The sequence below is a fragment of the Niveispirillum sp. GW835-FHT14G11 genome, assembly GCF_058793615.1.
This window is the reverse complement of the sequence record NZ_JBXAFZ010000003.1, coordinates 1-15,835: the sequence shown is the minus strand read 5'-3', so window position 1 is coordinate 15,835 and position 15,835 is coordinate 1. Positions and strand designations below refer to the sequence as shown.

Genomic DNA, 15,835 nt, shown 5'->3' with positions numbered 1-15,835 from the left:
CACCTCCTCACACCACGCCAGCCTTGCTGAAGGGCAGGTCGTGCAGCTTCTGGCCCGTGGCCCGGAACACGGCATTGGCGACAGCCGGGGCCGCCGTGGGCACACCGGGTTCGCCCACACCGGTGGGGCGGGCGGTGGACTTCATGATATGCACCTCGACATCCGGCATGTCGGACAGGCGCATCGGCTCGTACCCGTCAAAATTGCTCTGGTCGACCAGACCGTCTGTCATGGTGATCTGGTCGCGCAGCGCATGGCCGATGCCGAAGCCGGTGCCGCCTTCGATCTGGGCCTTGATGACGTCGGGGTTCACGGGCACACCGCAATCCACCGCCACGACGACACGATCCACCTTGATCTTGCCGTCCTTGGACACCGTCACCTCCGCCACATGCGCGACGAAGCTCTGGAAGCTTTCATGGACGGCAACGCCGCGCGCCCGCTTCGACCCGTCGGCCGCCGGGGACAGCGGCTTGGACCAGCCGGCCTTCTCCGCCGCTAGCTTCAGCACGCCCGTCAGGCGCGGATGGGCATCGCCCAGCAGTTCCAGGCGGAAAGCCACCCCGTCCTTGCCAGCCGCCGCCGCCAGTTCCTCAATGAAGGCTTCCTTGGCGTAGGCCGTGTGCGTGTGGCCCACTGACCGCCACCACAGCGTCGTCACCGGTGACGACATCTGGTGGTAATCGACGGACAGGTTCGGCACGGCATAGGCCATGTCGGATGCCCCCTCCACCGCCGTGCCATCGACGCCGTCCTTGATCATCACCTGGGCAAAGGGCGTGTCGGCGATGAAGGACTGGGTCACGATGGCCTGTTCCCAGGCCACCAGCTTGCCGTCCTTGTCCAGCCCGCCCTTGACGCGATGGACAACCAGCGGGCGGTAGCGACCGCCCTGGATGTCATCCTCGCGCGTCCAGACCAGATGCACCGGTACCTTCCTGCCCTTGGCCGCCAGCGCCTTGGCGATGATCGCCACCTCCGCGATATAGTCGGCATTGGTGGTGGCGCGGCGGCCGAAGCTGCCGCCGGCCCACAGCGTGTTGATCTTCACCTTGTCGGGCGTGGTGCCCAGGATGCCGGCCACGACCGGCTGCTCGACCCCCTGGAACTGCGACCCGGCCCAGATTTCAGCGCCACCATCGGCGGTGATTTCAAGGGTGGCGTTCAACGGCTCCATCGGTGCGTGCGCCAGATAGGGGAAGCTGTATTCCGCCTCGATCACCTTGGCGGCATTCTTGAACGCGGCACCTGTGTCGCCCTTGCGGGCGGCCTTGGTGCCGGGCTTCTTGGCCTGGGCGCGGTATTCGGCCAGGATCTGGTCGGTGCCGCGCTTTTCGGCCTTGGCATCATCCCACTGGACGGACAGCGCCTCCCGCCCCTTGATGGCCGACCAGGTGTTCTTGGCGACCACGGCCACGCCGACCGGCAGGGTCAGCACGTCGATCACGCCGGGAACCGCACGGGCGGCCTTGTCATCCACCGACTTGACCGTGCCGCCGAAACGCGGGCTGCGGGCCAGAACGGCCGTCACCTGGTTCGGGCGCCGGATATCCAGGGAGAAGATGGCGGTGCCATTGGTCTTGGACACATGGTCCAGACGGTGCAGCGTCTCGTTGCCGATCAGGCTGTACTGGCCGGGATCCTTCAGCGTCACCTTGGCGGGGATCGGCTGCTTGGACGCGGCTTCGGCCAACTGGCCGAAGGTGGCGGACTTAGCGGATGCCTTGTGGCTGACCACGCCCTTGGCGACACTGATCTGGTCGGCCGGAACCTTCCACTGGGCGGCGGCGGCATTCACCAGCATGACGCGGGCGGCCGCACCGGCCATCCGCAGCTCATCCCAGCTGTTGGCGACAGCGGTGGAACCGCCGGTACCCTGGATGCCGAAGAAATGGTTGCCATAAAGCTTGCTGTCGGCGGGCGCATGCTCACCGCGCATCTGGGCCCAGTCGGCGTCCAGTTCCTCCGCCACGATGGTGGTCAGGCCGGTCATGATGCCCTGGCCCTTGTCCAGATGCTTGACCAGCACGGTGACGGTATTGTCCTTGGCCACGCGCACGAAAACGTTGGGGCGCGGGTCGGCCGGGCCGACGATGGCAGGGCCGGCCGCTTCGGCCGCGAAGCTACCCAGCGGCACGGTGGCACTGATGATCAGGGCCCCGCCGGTACCCTTCAGGAAGGCACGACGGGAGGGGGCGGGTTCGGCCACGTTGGACGCGGCCTGGCGCAGCAATTGACGCAGCATCATGGCTCAGGCCCTCGCCAGCTTGGCGGCCACTTTCACGGCCGCCTTGATCCGCACATATGTCGCGCAACGGCAAACATTGCCGTCCATCGCCGCTTCGATATCGGCATCGCTGGGATTCTGGTTCTCGGCGATCAGGGCCGTGGCCGCCATCACCTGACCGGATTGGCAATAGCCGCACTGCACCACGTCCAGGTCGGCCCAGGCCTTCTGCACGGCCGCCGCGGCCTTGCCGGAAATCCCCTCGATCGTCGTGATCTTCGATCCCACGGCTGCCGATGCCGGCAACTGGCAGGACCGGGTCGGTTGCCCGTCCACATGCACCGTGCAAGCGCCGCACTGGGCGACACCGCAGCCGAACTTGGTGCCGGTCATGTTCAATTCATCGCGCAGGACCCACAGAAGCGGCATGTCCTCCGGCACGTCCACTTCGCGGACCTTGCCGTTGATCTCCAGGCTTATCATCATTGACCCCAATCAAGAATGAAATGCCGCAGGCCCTCGCCAAGCCCGCGTTCGGAAAGGAGAATGACGGGGCAGGGGTATGACGGTCTTCCAGATTTCGATCATTTCGTCCGTTGCCGATCGGGCAGCGCCATTACTTTGTCTCATCGTTATATCCGCATAGATACATCGATGATAACTTGATCCTGCCCGGCACCCTGGACTCTCGGCCATAAAGGCTCCGCAGGACCCTTTCCGCCTGCAAGTCTAATCGCCTATACTCACCTCAAGACGAGTGCGGGCGGGGATGGAATGGCGGCGCGTGTTGGGACGGTGGCCTTTCAAGGCATAGATGTGCTGGACATCGATGTGCAGGTGCAGATGACCGGTGGGCCCATCACCTTCACTGTTGTCGGCCTGCCCGACAAGGCGGTGGGGGAAAGCCGGGAGCGGGTGCGCGGCGCCCTGCATGCGCTGGGCATTGCCTTGCCGGCGCAGCGGCTGATGGTCAATCTGGCCCCGGCGGACGTGCTGAAAGAAGGCAGCCATTTCGACCTCCCCATTGCGCTGGCCCTGCTGGTGATGATGGGCATCCTGCCCGACGATGCCATGGCGGGGTATCAGTCGCTGGGTGAACTGGGGCTGGACGGGTCCATCACCACGGTTGCAGGCGTGTTGCCCGCCGCCATCAACGCCTTGGCCGGCGGCAAGGGCCTGATCTGCCCGGCGGCCAGCGGGGGGGAGGCGGCCTGGGCCGGCGACGGGCTGGACATATTGGCACCGCCCTCGCTGCTGGCGCTGATCAACCATTTCAAGGGCACGCAGCTTCTGTCCCGTCCGGAACCGAAGCTGCAGGTGGAAGCGCCCGGCAGCCTGCGCGACCTGCGTGACGTCAAGGGCCAAGAGACCGCAAAGCGGGTGCTGGAGGTGGCGGCCAGCGGTGGTCACAACATGCTGATGCTGGGCCCGCCGGGATCGGGCAAGTCGATGCTGGCCGCCCGCCTGCCGGGTCTGCTGCCGCGCCTTGACGCGACGGAGGCGCTGGAGGTCTCCATGGTTCATTCCATCGCCGGCGGGCTGGAGGGTGGGCGCCTGATCCGGACAAGGCCGTTCCGGGAGGTGCATCATTCCGCCACCCTGGCGGCCATGGTCGGTGGCGGCTGTGAGAAACAGTTAAAAATCTGACTCATCAGCTTATTAGATGACCAGTGTCAGCATAAGATCAGATTCGTGCGGTTGAGTATGCGTTGCTAGAGCGAATTCCGATCATTCTGGTTCATAGCCAGCGGCTGTGAAGTAGCCCCGGCAATCATCGGGCGTCACCGCATCGATGGCATCGCGGATGGCGTCCCAGAGATCCGGCAGAGTTCGTGCGGCGATGGCGCGCAGCCGGGTTTTGATCTTGGAGAAAGCCATCTCGATCGGATTGAAGTCAGGGCTGTAGGGCGGCAGAAGCCTGAACACGGCTCCGGCTCTTTCGACGGCCTTGCGGACGGCGGGCAGCTTGTGGGCCGGCAGGTTGTCTAGCACGACGATGTCGCCGGGCATCAAGGTTGGAACCAGAACCCGTTCGACGTAGGTGAGGAAGGCGGCACCGTTCATAGCGCCGCTCAGGGTCATCGGCGCGGTGACGCCGGACAGGCGCAGCGCGCCGACGAAGGTGGTGGTGTTCCAGTGGCCGTGCGGGACCGGAGCACGGCACCGCTCGCCCCTGGGCGCCCGGCCATACATCCGGGCCATCTTCGTCGATGTGCCGCACTCGTCGATGAACACCAAGCGGTCCGGGTCCAGGTCCGGCTGACCGTCGAACCATGCCTCGCGCTGTTCCGCTATGTCCGCTCGACCCTGTTCGGCAGCGTGCGCCGTCTTTTTTTGCGCGTCACGCCGTGGCGCTGGAAGAAGAGGCACACAAGGCTGGGCAGAGGCCGATAGCCCGTCGCCGCGTCGAGCCGCTCGGCCACTTCCGCCAAGGTCAGGTCGGGGTCCGCCGCGATCAGGGCCAGGATGAATTCCCGATGGCCGTCGATCCGATGCGACCGCACGTTCCCGCCCCGTTTGTCGGGGGTCAGGTCACCACGCGTGCGCGCCCGCGCCACCCACCGGATCGCCGACGACACGCCGACACCAAAGCGAGCCGCCGCCGCGCGGCAGGACGAGCCGGAGAAAACCGCGTCAACGACGCGCTGGCGCAGATCAACGGACAGGGCCTTGGACATGGCGGGCTGGCCTCCATCACCAGCCCCAGTTTTGAATCACAAACCTTGCCGCTTGGGAATCCCACGATTCACAAGCCGCTCAATCCGCTCTAAACCCGTTTCGGATGATTTCGTGCGCGTTCTGCTCTGCTGTAACCGACCAGGCGCCTAGTAAATCAGCGCGGAGCGTAAAAGTATTACCTAATCGCGGGGGTATTAAATTCATAAATATATTCAATATAAAGTGCATTTTTTTTGTGACTCGATTGGCACATAGAGTTTAATCACCCAAAGAATTCTTTATATATTTCTTCCGTGGTTTTACCCTTTATCTCAACGAATGTGCCATTAACGCGGCCATCCATGACTGCATTAGCCAAACCTTTAAGATGCCGATAGATTCTCTGTTCGGCTGTATACCTTAAGTCATCGCCTGCGGTATTAACAAAGACCTTTGCACTTTCGGAGTGTATACGAACCAAGAGATTTGTCATGTAGCGCTTTGCGGCTGGCATGTTTCCCGCCCCCGTGAATAGAAGGCCGGCGCATTTGCCGGCAAACGGACAATATAGCACATCAGGACGGTTGCCTGTCCCTCCGCGATCACGGTTCTTTGCATCCTGACGTGCGCGTTCGTCCAGTCGATATCAGCGCCAAAGGCGTCTTCAACGGCTTCCAGATATGCCTTGTGGCCGTCCGTGCTTGCTGGGGCGCTCCGGTATCGAGAACTTCGGCTCGGTCATCCCGGCATTCAGATACTTCTTGATGGTATTCCGCGCCAGACCAGTCCGACGCGCAATCTCTCGGATCGGCACAGTCTCCCGCAGGGCCAAACGGCGGATGACATTCAAAAGTCCCGTGTGATCACTCCGATGCCCCCCGTCGTTCGCCGAGCCCGGGGGAAGGGTCACATGGGGCAATTCTCAGTGGAAATCAGTCGCCATCCCGGGTCAATTTCGCGTGGAAATCAACAGCTCTGTACCGCTGAATATTTTCCTGCATTGCAGCCGCTGCGTTCTCGGACTGGCTGCCCGGATAGGCAATAGCATGAGGATAGACCAGCGCAAAGGCTCGCTCTGCCAACTTAATCGCTCTCGTCCATTCTCCATTTCTAAACACACATTCCGCCAATACGGAGATGCTTATCGCCAACTGGTGATTGAAAAGACGCTCATCTTCCTTAGATAATGACTCATAAATTTCTACTGACTCAATTGCGTGCTCTATGGATGCCCCTAAGTTATCCGAATTCAATGTTAATAAAGCATAATTCTTCAGGCATTCCGCAAGCAGCTCTTTGTTCAGTGCGGGATCATCATTCGCCACGATCCTACACAAGCTTTCAGACTCTTCAATTGCCTTCAGTGCGTCACTGATATTTCCTGATTGGGCGCAACGCAATGCAAAATTATTTAAGCTTCTCGCAAGTTCCCTTTTATAGTTCTTCGGGTCTTCTGAGTGGAGCTCTCGATATATTTCCACGGACTTACTACTTATAGCCATAGAATACTCATAATTACCATGCCTAACATCCGGCATTTCGGATATAATTATTGCGGAAGTGTCAAGCGACAAGGCAATTTCCTCTTTGCATTCAGCATAGCTTCCCGGATCCAGTTTCACGATAATTGACGTTGCTTCATGAGCCGCCACATAAGCTTCGCTTTTCTTTCCCAAGCCGCGCAAACAAGCAGAAAGATTTAACAAGCTGCGCGCCAAGCTTATGGTGAATTTTCCCTCTGTACTACCTGATATAGATCTCCATATTTGTACAGCCTCCGCAACAGCATTGTGGGCTTCTTGGATTTTTCCAATTTTAAGTAGATGCTGCGACTGGTCGCTGAGCACTTGAGCTCTTTTATATTTTTCAGCTGACCCATCCGAAGCCATCAAATTTGCTACTTCGGATGCGAGATGGGAGAGTCGATGGGACCGCCGCTTGGCAGCGAAGCCGGACAATGAACTTGCACGTTCAGGGCTGCCGGTCACCATCTTTAGCAGCATGCGGCTGATCCTGCTGTCTGGTTGATCAGTCAGTAGCTGAAGCGTACCCTCAGCATCGTTGCACACTTGTTCCAGCCGAGACTCAATGCCTATCGGGCTGTCAGCGATGGCCTGCCATATCCACTCGGGGGCCTTGTCCGATCTCTCGGCCAAAACCAGAGCCGCAAAGGCTGCGCCTGGCAGGTCAGGTTCCAATGCCGGCATGGAGTTGTGCCTGACTCGACCGTCGCATTCGTTGCGCAGGCGGTCGCAAAGGTCCGGCCACGCCGGGGCTCCCAGCATTTTCCCCAACTCGTTCATCTTGTCAGCATCCGCACCGCCGCGCAGGGTGGCGAGCGCCAGTAGGCGCGGCAGGACATTCCTGTCCCAGCCCAATGCTTCGCTTTCCTTTTCCGCGCGCGCCCATTCCCTACGGACCAAGGCCGTTACCGCCTCTGGCCCGCCCAGGCTCAGCCCCTGCTCTGGACGAAGGCAGAAATGCAGGGCCGCAGCGGCCAGGAACAGGGGTTGTTGGTAGGCGTCGTTGGCCGCCAGCCAGCGATCTGCCTCCCCCGCTGACAACAATGGAACTGCCTTGCCTAGAGCCGTAGCGAAACCACTCAGCATGGATGTCAACTGCAAGGCGGGGTCGTCGGAGCGGCCCAGATTGATTGGACTGGCCTGGAAAATCCCATTGGCTTGCGCCCTTGTGATCGTGGATTGCCATTCACGGTCATCCTGCCGGGACAGCAGCAGCAGGCGGATGCGCAGGTTGGCCTCGGACGTATAATCGCGCAGCGATTCCAGCAGCCGTTCAACCAGTGCTACCCGGCCCTCCGGATAATCCAACACGATCAGCAAACCGCCTTTCAGCGCAGGCGTGCCGGACCGCTTTTTGCCAAGCAACCGATTCAAGGAGGACTGTTTTGGCCACTCCCGCTTGAGGCTTCCGAGGGGTAGCACCGCTTGCGCTGTCAGGTTATCGGTCAGCTTTTCGGCACGCCACCCGCGTTCGACCAACTCCTGTGCCAGATCTCCGGCAAGTCGGCTTTTGCCTGCACCGCCATCCCCCGAAATCAACCGTGCCTGGACACCGGCTTTGCCGCCATCAGTCCAGGCCAGAAGATCGTCGAACTCCGCGTCGCGCCCTAGGCGGCCGCTGATACGGCTGTCCCAGCGCAGCAGGGACAGCAGATCCTTCGGGTTCGCATCCTTCGTCTTGAACCACGGCGACTGGTGTGGAATCTGTGTCCATCCCTCCAATGAGACCGTAGCGTTGCCTGCTGCGTTGATAATAACGCAATTATTGTTGTTGTTCCCGATGCGGGTTCCTGCCTTGCGTGCCATCTACCGGCTCATTTCAGCAAGTTCCGAAGTTGTATAGCAGCGAGAACGAGCCCGATTGCGGCACTTGCGATCCCGAGGCTCCGTTGGAGCCCGACCGGGGTAGGAGGCGTTTCGCCGCCGCCGGCGTAGTCCCCGGCAACGTTCGTGATGGTGTTATTGCTATTGTTATCGCCAAGCCGCACGTCGGCTTTCCGGCCCGGCCGCGATGACAGCAGCAGTACAGCGAGCGCCAGCAGCACGATGGTGCCGATCAGCAGCCAAGGTTGAAGATAGCCCATTTAAATCCTCCCCGGCGGATTGGAGAAGCATATCCAATCGGTCGTGGCGCGGCAATCCTAGCGGTGCACTCTTGCCTGCTCCATCAACTACTCGGGCATCCTGGACGTCAGGCTAGGCAGCATGCCGTCCGCCGGGGGTGGGATTTGCAGGCTGCCGGGTTCAGGAGGGAGGAAGGGAATCCGGCCGGACCCCTGCATCCGCCTCTCGCTCACCGGGCGCTCCGCGCCCGGTGCTCCCGGCGCCGCAGATGCCGGTGGATGCTGGCCGCACCAATCTCTCTCCTGAGTTTCCGGCCAAACGGCGCGTACCTCCCATTTCCCCACCGATGGTCATCACCACCGTTCTCGGTGAATTATGCCGGCATGTTCGATGTCGCCCGCTGCACGGTCGCCCGGCACAAGGTGAACCGGCAGTTCCGGGCAACCGTGCTTTGTATCTGTGAAACGTGTCACAGGCTGTCACCCAAGGACCATTTATTTCGCTATTTGCGAAAAGTATCCTTGCAGAAGTGTTCGCTATTTGCGAACATGACCTATGAAACTGGTCATCGAAAAGGCGGCCCTGAAGGGCATGGACAAGATGCCCCCCACGGCACGCAAGGCCTTGCTGGCAAAGCTGCGGATTGTGGCGGCGGAACCGTTTGCCCCTCATCCCTTCGATGTGAAGGCGATGAAGGGCGAGAAGGATACCTTCCGCATCCGCCAGGGCGACTGGCGGGCCGTGTATGTCGTGATCCGCATCGATGACACGATGCGCGTCCGCGTCGTTGAAATCAGAGGGGAAATATACAAATGAACGCCATCCGCCCAATCGCTACCACCGACGAAACCGTCACCCTGTCCAAGGCCGACTATGAGGCGCTGCTGGATGAGCTGGAGGAGGCCCACGACCGTGCGCGGCTGCGTCAAGTCGAAGCCGACCTGGCCGCCGGACGGACGGAGGAAATCCCCCTGGATATGGCCGAAGCACTGCTCGAAGGCGCGAACCCGGTTCGCACTTGGCGCAAGTACCGCGGCCTGACTGCGGGCGATCTGGCTGCACAGGTAGGCATCTCCAAGGCCTACCTGTCCGAAATCGAAAGCGGCAAGAAGCCCGGCTCCGTGGCCGTGCTTGCCCAGCTCGCCAAGGCTCTGATGTTGGACATGGACGATCTGATGCCACGCAACGCGGGTTGATCCTGCCGGGTCGGTAACGCTGTCACCATAGAACCTTAGCAATGAGAGGAGCGCCTTATGCTGTATTCAGTTCAATCTGTATCCCGTAGGCTACGGGGCTTGCCGTCCAGCAGATCAAGGGCCGCCAGGTCGGGCATGCGCGTGTATCGGACGGATTTCCGGATTGCCTAACCGGCCCGCTGGTAATCCGTCTCATCACCCAGGATGACAGTATACTCCGATGGGTCAAAAACCTTGGCCGCCGCTTCAACGGTGTCGACCTCTTGGAGTGCGATGACATCGGCGTCGAGCTGGCGCACATAGCCTCGTAGCGCCTCGAAATCCTGCTCATTGATTGTTCCGGTTATGTTCTATTATTTGCAGCATAATGGAGGATGCCATGGAACCGACAGATGCCCCTGCGTTACCGCCGCTCCCTCATATTCCAGCTGCCGACGAGTTCGTCGGCAGCCCGTTCAAATTGCTCGGGCCGGCACGCGGTCAGCCCCCTCGCAACCGGCAAATTCCTGAGATGATTTGGGATTGGGGATGAAGTAGGCACTCATGGCCAGCCATCACGGATCGATCAACCGCAGTTGAACCGCCCGAACGGCCGCAGCCGTCCTGTTGCTGGCTCCTAACTTGGCCATGGACGCCCTGACATGGGATTCAACGGTTTCGGTCGAGATGTCGAGAATGGCGGCAACAGCCCGCGTGGTCTTGCCGCGTGCAATCCAGGACAGCACATCCCTTTCGCGGTCGGTCATCCGCGATCATGCTTTTTTTGAGCAGGCGGTTTTCCAGCGTCAGGTCGGCGACCACTTCCTTCAGGTCGCGCATCTCCCGCCGCAGATCCTTGACCTCGCCGGTGCTGGCCTGGCGGGCCGTGTCGCCCGACAGGCGCTTCTTGCCGGCCTCCAGGAATTCCTTGGACCAGCTGCAATACAGGCTCTCGGCGATGCCTTCGCGCCGGCACAGTTCCGCGATGCTGTCCTCCCCGCGAAGGCCAGACAGCACGATGCGGATCTTCTCCTCCGCCGAGTATTGTTTGCGCGTCTGCCGCCGGATAGCCATGGCAGCACCATGCGCCGCTTCCATGTTGTTGATAAAGGCGTCGGCCTGGGCCGAGCGGCCGGGTTCCCGGACAAAAATTCTCCTTTTGTTCGCGCACGCCGGACAATGTGCTCACCTTGTGTCAGCACACTTGGTGGGGCTAAGTCGTCCGTCATGACACAATGGTAGACGTCAGGTGAGGGGCTTGTCATAATACCACCACTGCGTTCCGCAGAGGACAACAATACTCTCGCTACTGCCGTCCGAGATGGAAACGCCGGTAGAGATTGGGTTAGTTTCGGGGAGGTTCTCTTGGCAAAAAAATGCTTTCTAAGTTTTCACTACAAGCCGGACAACTGGCGAGTATCGCAGATAAAGCAAATCGGCGCCATAGAAGAACAGACCATCCTTGATGCAAATAAATGGGAGGAAATCAAGAGAAAGGGGGATGCTGCCATTGAAGCATGGATCGCCAACAACATGAAGGACAAGGAGTGCCTTGTCGTTCTCGTTGGGGAAAAGACCTCGGGGCGGCGTTGGGTCAAGCACGAGATCAAAAAGGCATGGAAAGATGGACTGGGCGTGTTGGCCATCCATATTCACAACCTTAAAGATGCGGCTGGGGCACAAGCAAGCAAGGGCTCGAACCCTTTCACTGGTCTTACCGTTGATGGGGTTGTGGTGACTGGAAAGGTCTACGATCCTCCCTATACGACAAGTACGAATGTATACGATTATATCGCCTCGAACATCGAGACGTGGGTCAACGACGCTGTGAAGGCTCGTAAATAGCTGTGGAGATAACGTCTTGCCACGCCGAACTTTCTTCTCTTTCCATTATAAACCAGATGTCTGGCGTGCTTGGAATGTGCGCAATAGTTGGGTTGTGAGGGAAGCGGATGAAGAGAGCCGCGGATTTTTCGACAGTAGCGTTTTTGAGGCTTCGAAACGGGAAAGCGAGGAAGCCCTGAAGCGCTTCCTTCGCGAGGGCCTCGAAAATACTTCTGTTACATGCGTCCTTGCTGGTACGAACACATGGAACCGACGCTGGGTCCGATATGAAATCGCCCGAAGCGTCGTGAAAGGCAACGGCCTTTTGACCGTCTTCATCCATGGTGTGCAGAACAATAAAAAAGAGCTGAGCGAGAAGGGAGCAGACCCTCTTGCCCAGATGGGTCTCTACAAAACTAGCAACGGCATATATCTCGCTGAATGGTCTGACGGAAAGTGGATCACCTACAGTGACTATACTCGTGCTATTAATACAAGCGATCTTTGGTTTGACACGCCAACGACGAATTCGGTCGTTCAACTCTCGAAACATTATTTATCCTACGACTTTGCAGCGCAGAACGGGAGAGCCAACATCGGTGGATGGATCGAGACAGCCGCTGCAATGGCTGGCCGATGATGTCCGATCTACCCATCCGCTTCTCCTATCAGTTGGTGGTGCTCGGAGCACCCAATAGCGCTATTCAGCATCTGCGCTCAGAAGTCGAAAGTGGCCTCAAAAGTTTGGGATTGCCGAAAGACGCGATCCGCTTCTTCGATGCCGAGGACGCGCAATATCGGAATCTCAGCGTTCCAGTAATGGCCGTTTTCTTTGGGCATACCTCGGTTTCAAATGATACAAAACTCATAGCTGAGCTGCTGGAGGATTCGGCGGTCATTGCTCCCGTAGTTTCCGACTTAACCCAAGTCAGCAAAGAAGTTCCCCCTCAGTTGCGTCACATCAATGCGATAGCCCTTGATCCGGGCGGCAGTGCGGTCCTCCGGCTCACGAACCTGGTCTTCGAGACATTCCGACTGCTGCGGCGGGAAAGGCGACTATTCATCAGCTACAAGCGCTCTGGTTCGCAACCTCTCGCGAATCGACTCTACGAGGCCCTAGATGCTCGGGGCTTTGACGTTTTTATCGACGTGCGCTCTGTCCCACCGGCTCTGGATTTTCAGAACGAGCTTTGGCATCGGATGACGGATTCGGACGTCATTATCCTTATTGATACACCGGGGTTTCGCGAGGGGCGATGGACCGCGGCCGAGCTAACCCAAGCGAACGCTACGAACGTCCAAATCCTGCATGTACTTTGGCCTAGCCTTGAGGAAGATCCCACCTCGGCATTCAGCCATTTCCTAAAGCTGAAGCGATCGGATTTCCTGTGCTACCTTCCCTTTCGGGGGCAATTCATTAAGCGGCGTAGCCTTGTTCGCATCTGCGACCAAGCGGAGCGCCTTCGGGCTCGCGCATTGGCTGCACGGCATCTCTATCTCGTTGACAGTTTTTGCGACGCAGCCAGGGATCTCGGCCTCACCGTTTCTGTTCAGGTGGAGGGGTGGATTTCCTTGGCGGTGGCATCGGGAAAAAAGCTCGCCGTCGTTCCCGCAGTCGGCGTGCCCAAATCCGATCGCATCAACGAGATATTCTCGAAAGTCTCCGATCCGAACTTGGGATCGGATGAAATCTGGATCATCTACGACAGCCGAGGTATCCTTCAATCTTGGCTGAAGCACCTTGCCTGGCTGGACGCACATTTGCCGATTCGAACCGTACAGATGGCCAAGGTGACCGAGCGTCTTTCTGAGACAGTATGATGATTGAGATTTTCCTTTCAGCGAGTGTGCCGCTTCCACAGCGCAACCGTATATTCTTCAATACGGCCGATGTTCTCGCCATACGGGAAGCCATCAAGGCGCTTGTCGAAGTCGTCCTGCCGGTAGGGCGAATAACTTGTGGTGGGCATCCGGCCATCACTCCTCTTTTAGCATTGTTCGTTCGAGAAGCGGAACTCAGTTCTGATCGCGTGACAATTTATCAAAGTCGCCTTTTCCAAGGGGTGCTGCCGCCTGAGCTTGCGAACTTCGTCAATGTGACGATGACCGATGCCGTAGAGAACGACAAAGCGAAGAGCCTCACGGCCATGCGGCGGGCGATGATAACTAGCCGTCCCTTTACCGCTGCAGTGATCATCGGTGGCATGGAAGGCATTCACGAAGAATGCGATCTTTTCATCGCGTCACACCCCAACGCTCCGGTTCTGCCGATTTCTTCTACCGGTGCGGCTGCGGCGATCGTGCACCAAAACGGCAGCTATGATCGTGAACTGGCTCGTGAACGGACTTATGCCAGCTTGTTCCGGCGCAGACTACTTACGATCGCGTCCCCGGCGGTACTCTAGGGACGCGATCGCGCTCTCCAGCGTGTCCAGCCGAGTTTATCATGCGGCCACGGCGGACAGCGTGATGATGGGCTTATCGATGAGCGGAGCGATGGTTTCCAGTGTCATGTAGGCGGGCTCACTGGACGGCCTATTCATCATTCTATTCGGGCAAGATAGCAACGACCGGCCTGGTGACGGCGACCTCTATTGGAAAGATGCGGACGACCTCGGTGCGGCGCTTGATCTCATCGTTGAGGCGTTCGATGGGATTGGTGTTGTGGATATTGTTGGCCCTTTGTTCCGGGGAATGGTCATGTAGAGCAGTATGTCATTCTCAGCCTCGTGCGGCGGAGTTGTACGCCTCCGGTGAAGGCCGCCTTGTCGGGCATGGTTGATGTGGGGATGTTTGTGTGGCGCGTCATCGCGCGGACGCAAACGAGTAGCAAACGTCATGTCTTACCAGCGTGTTGAGTTTCTGACAGGTACGGAGCGCCGCCGGTTCTATAGCCGGGACGAGAAGGCCCGGCTTGTGGACGAGGCTTTCCGTCCGGGGGTTATGGTGACGGCGGCAGCGCGCCGGCTGGGTGTTCACGAAAGCCTGCTGTACCGCTGGCGGCGTGAGCTTTCCGTGTCGGTGGAGCCGGGGGGAGAGGATACAACAGGCTTTCTGCCCGTGACTGTGGCGCTGGATGATGGCCCGGCACCGTCAGTTCCGCCGCCGTCCATTTGCACCGAACCAGCGGTTGCTGAGGATCCGTCGGTGCCGTCGGTGCCCGCGATACTGGAGGTCACGCTGCCTGGCGGGACGTGTGTGCGGATGCAGGGTGGCGTTGATCCGGCATTGGCGGTCAGCGTGCTGAAGGCCCTGGCGATTCCTGGGCGGTGCCCATGATCCCGGTTGCATCGGATGTGCGGGTGTGGCTGGCGGGTGGGGTGACTGACATGCGCCGTGGGATGAATTCGCTGGCGCTGAAGGTGCAGCAGGGTCTGGGCCGGGACCCGCACGCCGGTGATCTTTACGTGTTCCGAGGCCGCAGCGGCGCGCTGTTGAAATGCCTGTGGCATGACGGTAAGCGCTCATTTCTCGGCACGTTGAGGCCCGGTCCATGCCATGACGGCACCCGGCTTGGTCAGGCGGCCTGGGTTTTGGCGAAATTGAATGGCAGCAGATCGTCGATGTCGGCTTCAGCTGCGTGCTTTGGTAGTTCGGTGAGGACGTGGTGCAGCCAGGCGAAGGGCTCGACGCCGCAGGCCCGGCAGGTCAACATCAGGCTGTAGACGACGGCGCTGGCCCTTGCGCCCTCGACGGTGTTGCTGAACAACCAGTTCTTCCTGCCAGTAGCAAAGATTCTGATGTCGCGTTCCAGGAGGTTGTTGTCTATCGGCATTCTGCCGTCTTCGGTGTAGCGCGTCAGATATGGCCATTGGTTCAGGGCATAGGAGACGGCATCACCAAGCTTGCTGTCCGGCGGGACCTTTGGGGCGATGGTGTCGAGCCATTGCTTAAGGGCGTTCAGGACGGGGATGCTGTGCTGCTGACGGAACCGGCGAATGCAGTCTGCCTGGGTTTCACCTGTATCCGGCTTTTCGTTTTGCGCCTGCCTCTCGACTCTGTAGAACTGCTCGAAGAATTTCAGCGCCTGCTCCGGCGGCCCACCGGGTTTGGGTCTCGCCTTGAGGGCATCGACAAAGCGCCGTCTTGCATGGGCCATACAGCCCAGGTGGGTGGCCCCCGCCAGCGTGCGCTAGGCGGCATAGCCGTCGCTCATCAGGATGCCGCGATAATCGCCGAGAAATGCCTGTGGGTAGATCTGGCCGCGGCCCGGTTGATAGTCGAGCAACACGATCGGCTCGTCACTGTCCTCGCTACTGCGGTAGGCCCACATGTAGGATGTGCTGGGGGACTATCGGGAATTCCGTGCTCGGCTGGGCGGTTTCAAATCAGGCGTTCATGGCCTTTGTGAACCTGTCGCCGAA

General features: G+C 59.5%; 14 protein-coding genes and 6 pseudogenes. 9 read left to right on the top strand and 11 right to left on the bottom strand.

The window, feature by feature from the left end:
• Positions 1-7: 7 nt before the first annotated feature.
• Both AC1Q7F_RS06365 and AC1Q7F_RS06360 read right to left on the bottom strand, forming a co-directional pair.
• On the bottom strand, positions 8-2,248 hold the full coding sequence (locus tag AC1Q7F_RS06365) for a xanthine dehydrogenase family protein molybdopterin-binding subunit (RefSeq protein ID WP_492504934.1): 2,241 nt from the start codon (positions 2,246-2,248) through the stop codon (positions 8-10).
• Positions 2,249-2,251: 3 nt separating this feature from the next.
• A complete protein-coding gene (locus tag AC1Q7F_RS06360) occupies positions 2,252-2,713 on the bottom strand; it encodes a (2Fe-2S)-binding protein (RefSeq protein WP_492504932.1) in 462 nt (153 codons plus the stop codon).
• A gap of 288 nt (positions 2,714-3,001) precedes the next feature.
• On the opposite strand from AC1Q7F_RS06360, the pseudogene AC1Q7F_RS06355 reads away from it, so the two are divergent.
• Positions 3,002-3,850: pseudogene (locus tag AC1Q7F_RS06355) on the top strand (YifB family Mg chelatase-like AAA ATPase); the annotation flags it as partial.
• 105 nt (positions 3,851-3,955) lie between these two features.
• Here AC1Q7F_RS06355 and AC1Q7F_RS06350 read toward each other — a convergent pair.
• The 5 genes and pseudogenes from AC1Q7F_RS06350 to AC1Q7F_RS06330 form a co-directional block, all read right to left on the bottom strand.
• Positions 3,956-4,905, bottom strand: a protein-coding gene (locus AC1Q7F_RS06350; protein WP_492504930.1) for an IS630 family transposase whose coding sequence is annotated in 2 segments (ribosomal slippage) — positions 3,956-4,566 and positions 4,566-4,905 — 951 coding nt in all. Because the reading frame shifts where the segments join, the coding sequence is not laid out codon by codon here.
• A 263-nt stretch (positions 4,906-5,168) separates the two neighbouring features.
• The gene (locus tag AC1Q7F_RS06345) at positions 5,169-5,399 is read right to left on the bottom strand and encodes a hypothetical protein (protein ID WP_492504929.1); all 231 of its coding nucleotides are present in this window, start codon (positions 5,397-5,399) and stop codon (positions 5,169-5,171) included.
• A gap of 186 nt (positions 5,400-5,585) precedes the next feature.
• Positions 5,586-5,735: pseudogene (locus AC1Q7F_RS06340) on the bottom strand (helix-turn-helix domain-containing protein); the annotation flags it as partial.
• A gap of 82 nt (positions 5,736-5,817) precedes the next feature.
• Positions 5,818-8,214, bottom strand: a complete 2,397-nt coding sequence (locus AC1Q7F_RS06335; RefSeq protein WP_492504927.1) for a hypothetical protein — start codon at positions 8,212-8,214, stop codon at positions 5,818-5,820.
• Positions 8,215-8,222: 8 nt separating this feature from the next.
• The gene (locus tag AC1Q7F_RS06330) at positions 8,223-8,492 is read right to left on the bottom strand and encodes a hypothetical protein (RefSeq protein ID WP_492504925.1); all 270 of its coding nucleotides are present in this window, start codon (positions 8,490-8,492) and stop codon (positions 8,223-8,225) included.
• 535 nt (positions 8,493-9,027) lie between these two features.
• Between AC1Q7F_RS06330 and AC1Q7F_RS06325 the strand changes: the two genes are divergently transcribed.
• Together AC1Q7F_RS06325 and AC1Q7F_RS06320 are read left to right on the top strand one after the other, a co-directional pair.
• Positions 9,028-9,288, top strand: coding sequence for a type II toxin-antitoxin system RelE family toxin (locus tag AC1Q7F_RS06325; RefSeq protein WP_492504923.1), 261 nt, complete (start codon positions 9,028-9,030; stop codon positions 9,286-9,288).
• Entirely contained in the window at positions 9,285-9,668 is a 384-nt protein-coding gene (locus AC1Q7F_RS06320) for a helix-turn-helix domain-containing protein (RefSeq protein WP_492504921.1), read from the top strand. Before AC1Q7F_RS06325 ends, AC1Q7F_RS06320 begins: the two co-directional genes overlap by 4 nt.
• 554 nt (positions 9,669-10,222) lie before the next feature.
• Here the strand turns inward: AC1Q7F_RS06320 and AC1Q7F_RS06315 are convergent.
• Together AC1Q7F_RS06315 and AC1Q7F_RS06310 are read right to left on the bottom strand one after the other, a co-directional pair.
• On the bottom strand, positions 10,223-10,414 hold the full coding sequence (locus AC1Q7F_RS06315; protein ID WP_492504919.1) for a response regulator transcription factor: 192 nt from the start codon (positions 10,412-10,414) through the stop codon (positions 10,223-10,225).
• Between the two features lie 13 nt (positions 10,415-10,427).
• Positions 10,428-10,745: pseudogene (locus AC1Q7F_RS06310) on the bottom strand (transposase); the annotation flags it as partial.
• A gap of 267 nt (positions 10,746-11,012) precedes the next feature.
• Between AC1Q7F_RS06310 and AC1Q7F_RS06305 the strand changes: the two are divergent.
• The 4 genes from AC1Q7F_RS06305 to thcA are packed head-to-tail and all read left to right on the top strand — an operon-like array spanning position 11,013 to position 13,876.
• Positions 11,013-11,492 carry a TIR domain-containing protein gene (locus AC1Q7F_RS06305; protein WP_492504918.1) on the top strand — a complete coding sequence of 160 codons (480 nt, stop codon included), beginning with the start codon at positions 11,013-11,015 and terminating at the stop codon, positions 11,490-11,492.
• A gap of 16 nt (positions 11,493-11,508) precedes the next feature.
• The gene (locus tag AC1Q7F_RS06300) at positions 11,509-12,111 is read left to right on the top strand and encodes a TIR domain-containing protein (RefSeq protein ID WP_492504916.1); all 603 of its coding nucleotides are present in this window, start codon (positions 11,509-11,511) and stop codon (positions 12,109-12,111) included.
• On the top strand, positions 12,111-13,292 hold the full coding sequence (thcB4, locus tag AC1Q7F_RS06295) for a Thoeris type III anti-phage system protein ThcB4 (RefSeq protein WP_492504914.1): 1,182 nt from the start codon (positions 12,111-12,113) through the stop codon (positions 13,290-13,292). Before AC1Q7F_RS06300 ends, thcB4 begins: the two co-directional genes overlap by 1 nt.
• Positions 13,292-13,876, top strand: coding sequence for a Thoeris type III anti-phage system protein ThcA (gene thcA / locus AC1Q7F_RS06290; protein ID WP_492504912.1), 585 nt, complete (start codon positions 13,292-13,294; stop codon positions 13,874-13,876). The genes thcB4 and thcA overlap by 1 nt, the downstream gene beginning before the upstream one ends.
• Before the next feature lie 39 nt (positions 13,877-13,915).
• Here the strand turns inward: thcA and AC1Q7F_RS06285 are convergent.
• Positions 13,916-14,200, bottom strand: a pseudogene (locus AC1Q7F_RS06285) (transposase); the annotation flags it as partial.
• Between the two features lie 109 nt (positions 14,201-14,309).
• Between AC1Q7F_RS06285 and tnpA the strand changes: the two are divergent.
• Together tnpA and tnpB are read left to right on the top strand one after the other, a co-directional pair.
• Positions 14,310-14,750, top strand: a complete 441-nt coding sequence (tnpA, locus tag AC1Q7F_RS06280; RefSeq protein ID WP_492504910.1) for an IS66-like element accessory protein TnpA — start codon at positions 14,310-14,312, stop codon at positions 14,748-14,750.
• Positions 14,747-14,920: pseudogene (gene tnpB, locus AC1Q7F_RS06275) on the top strand (IS66 family insertion sequence element accessory protein TnpB); the annotation flags it as partial. The gene tnpA and the pseudogene tnpB, both read left to right, overlap by 4 nt.
• Before the next feature lie 68 nt (positions 14,921-14,988).
• Here tnpB and tnpC read toward each other — a convergent pair.
• A pseudogene (tnpC, locus tag AC1Q7F_RS06270) lies at positions 14,989-15,756 on the bottom strand (IS66 family transposase); the annotation flags it as partial.
• Between the last annotated feature and the right edge of the window lie 79 nt (positions 15,757-15,835).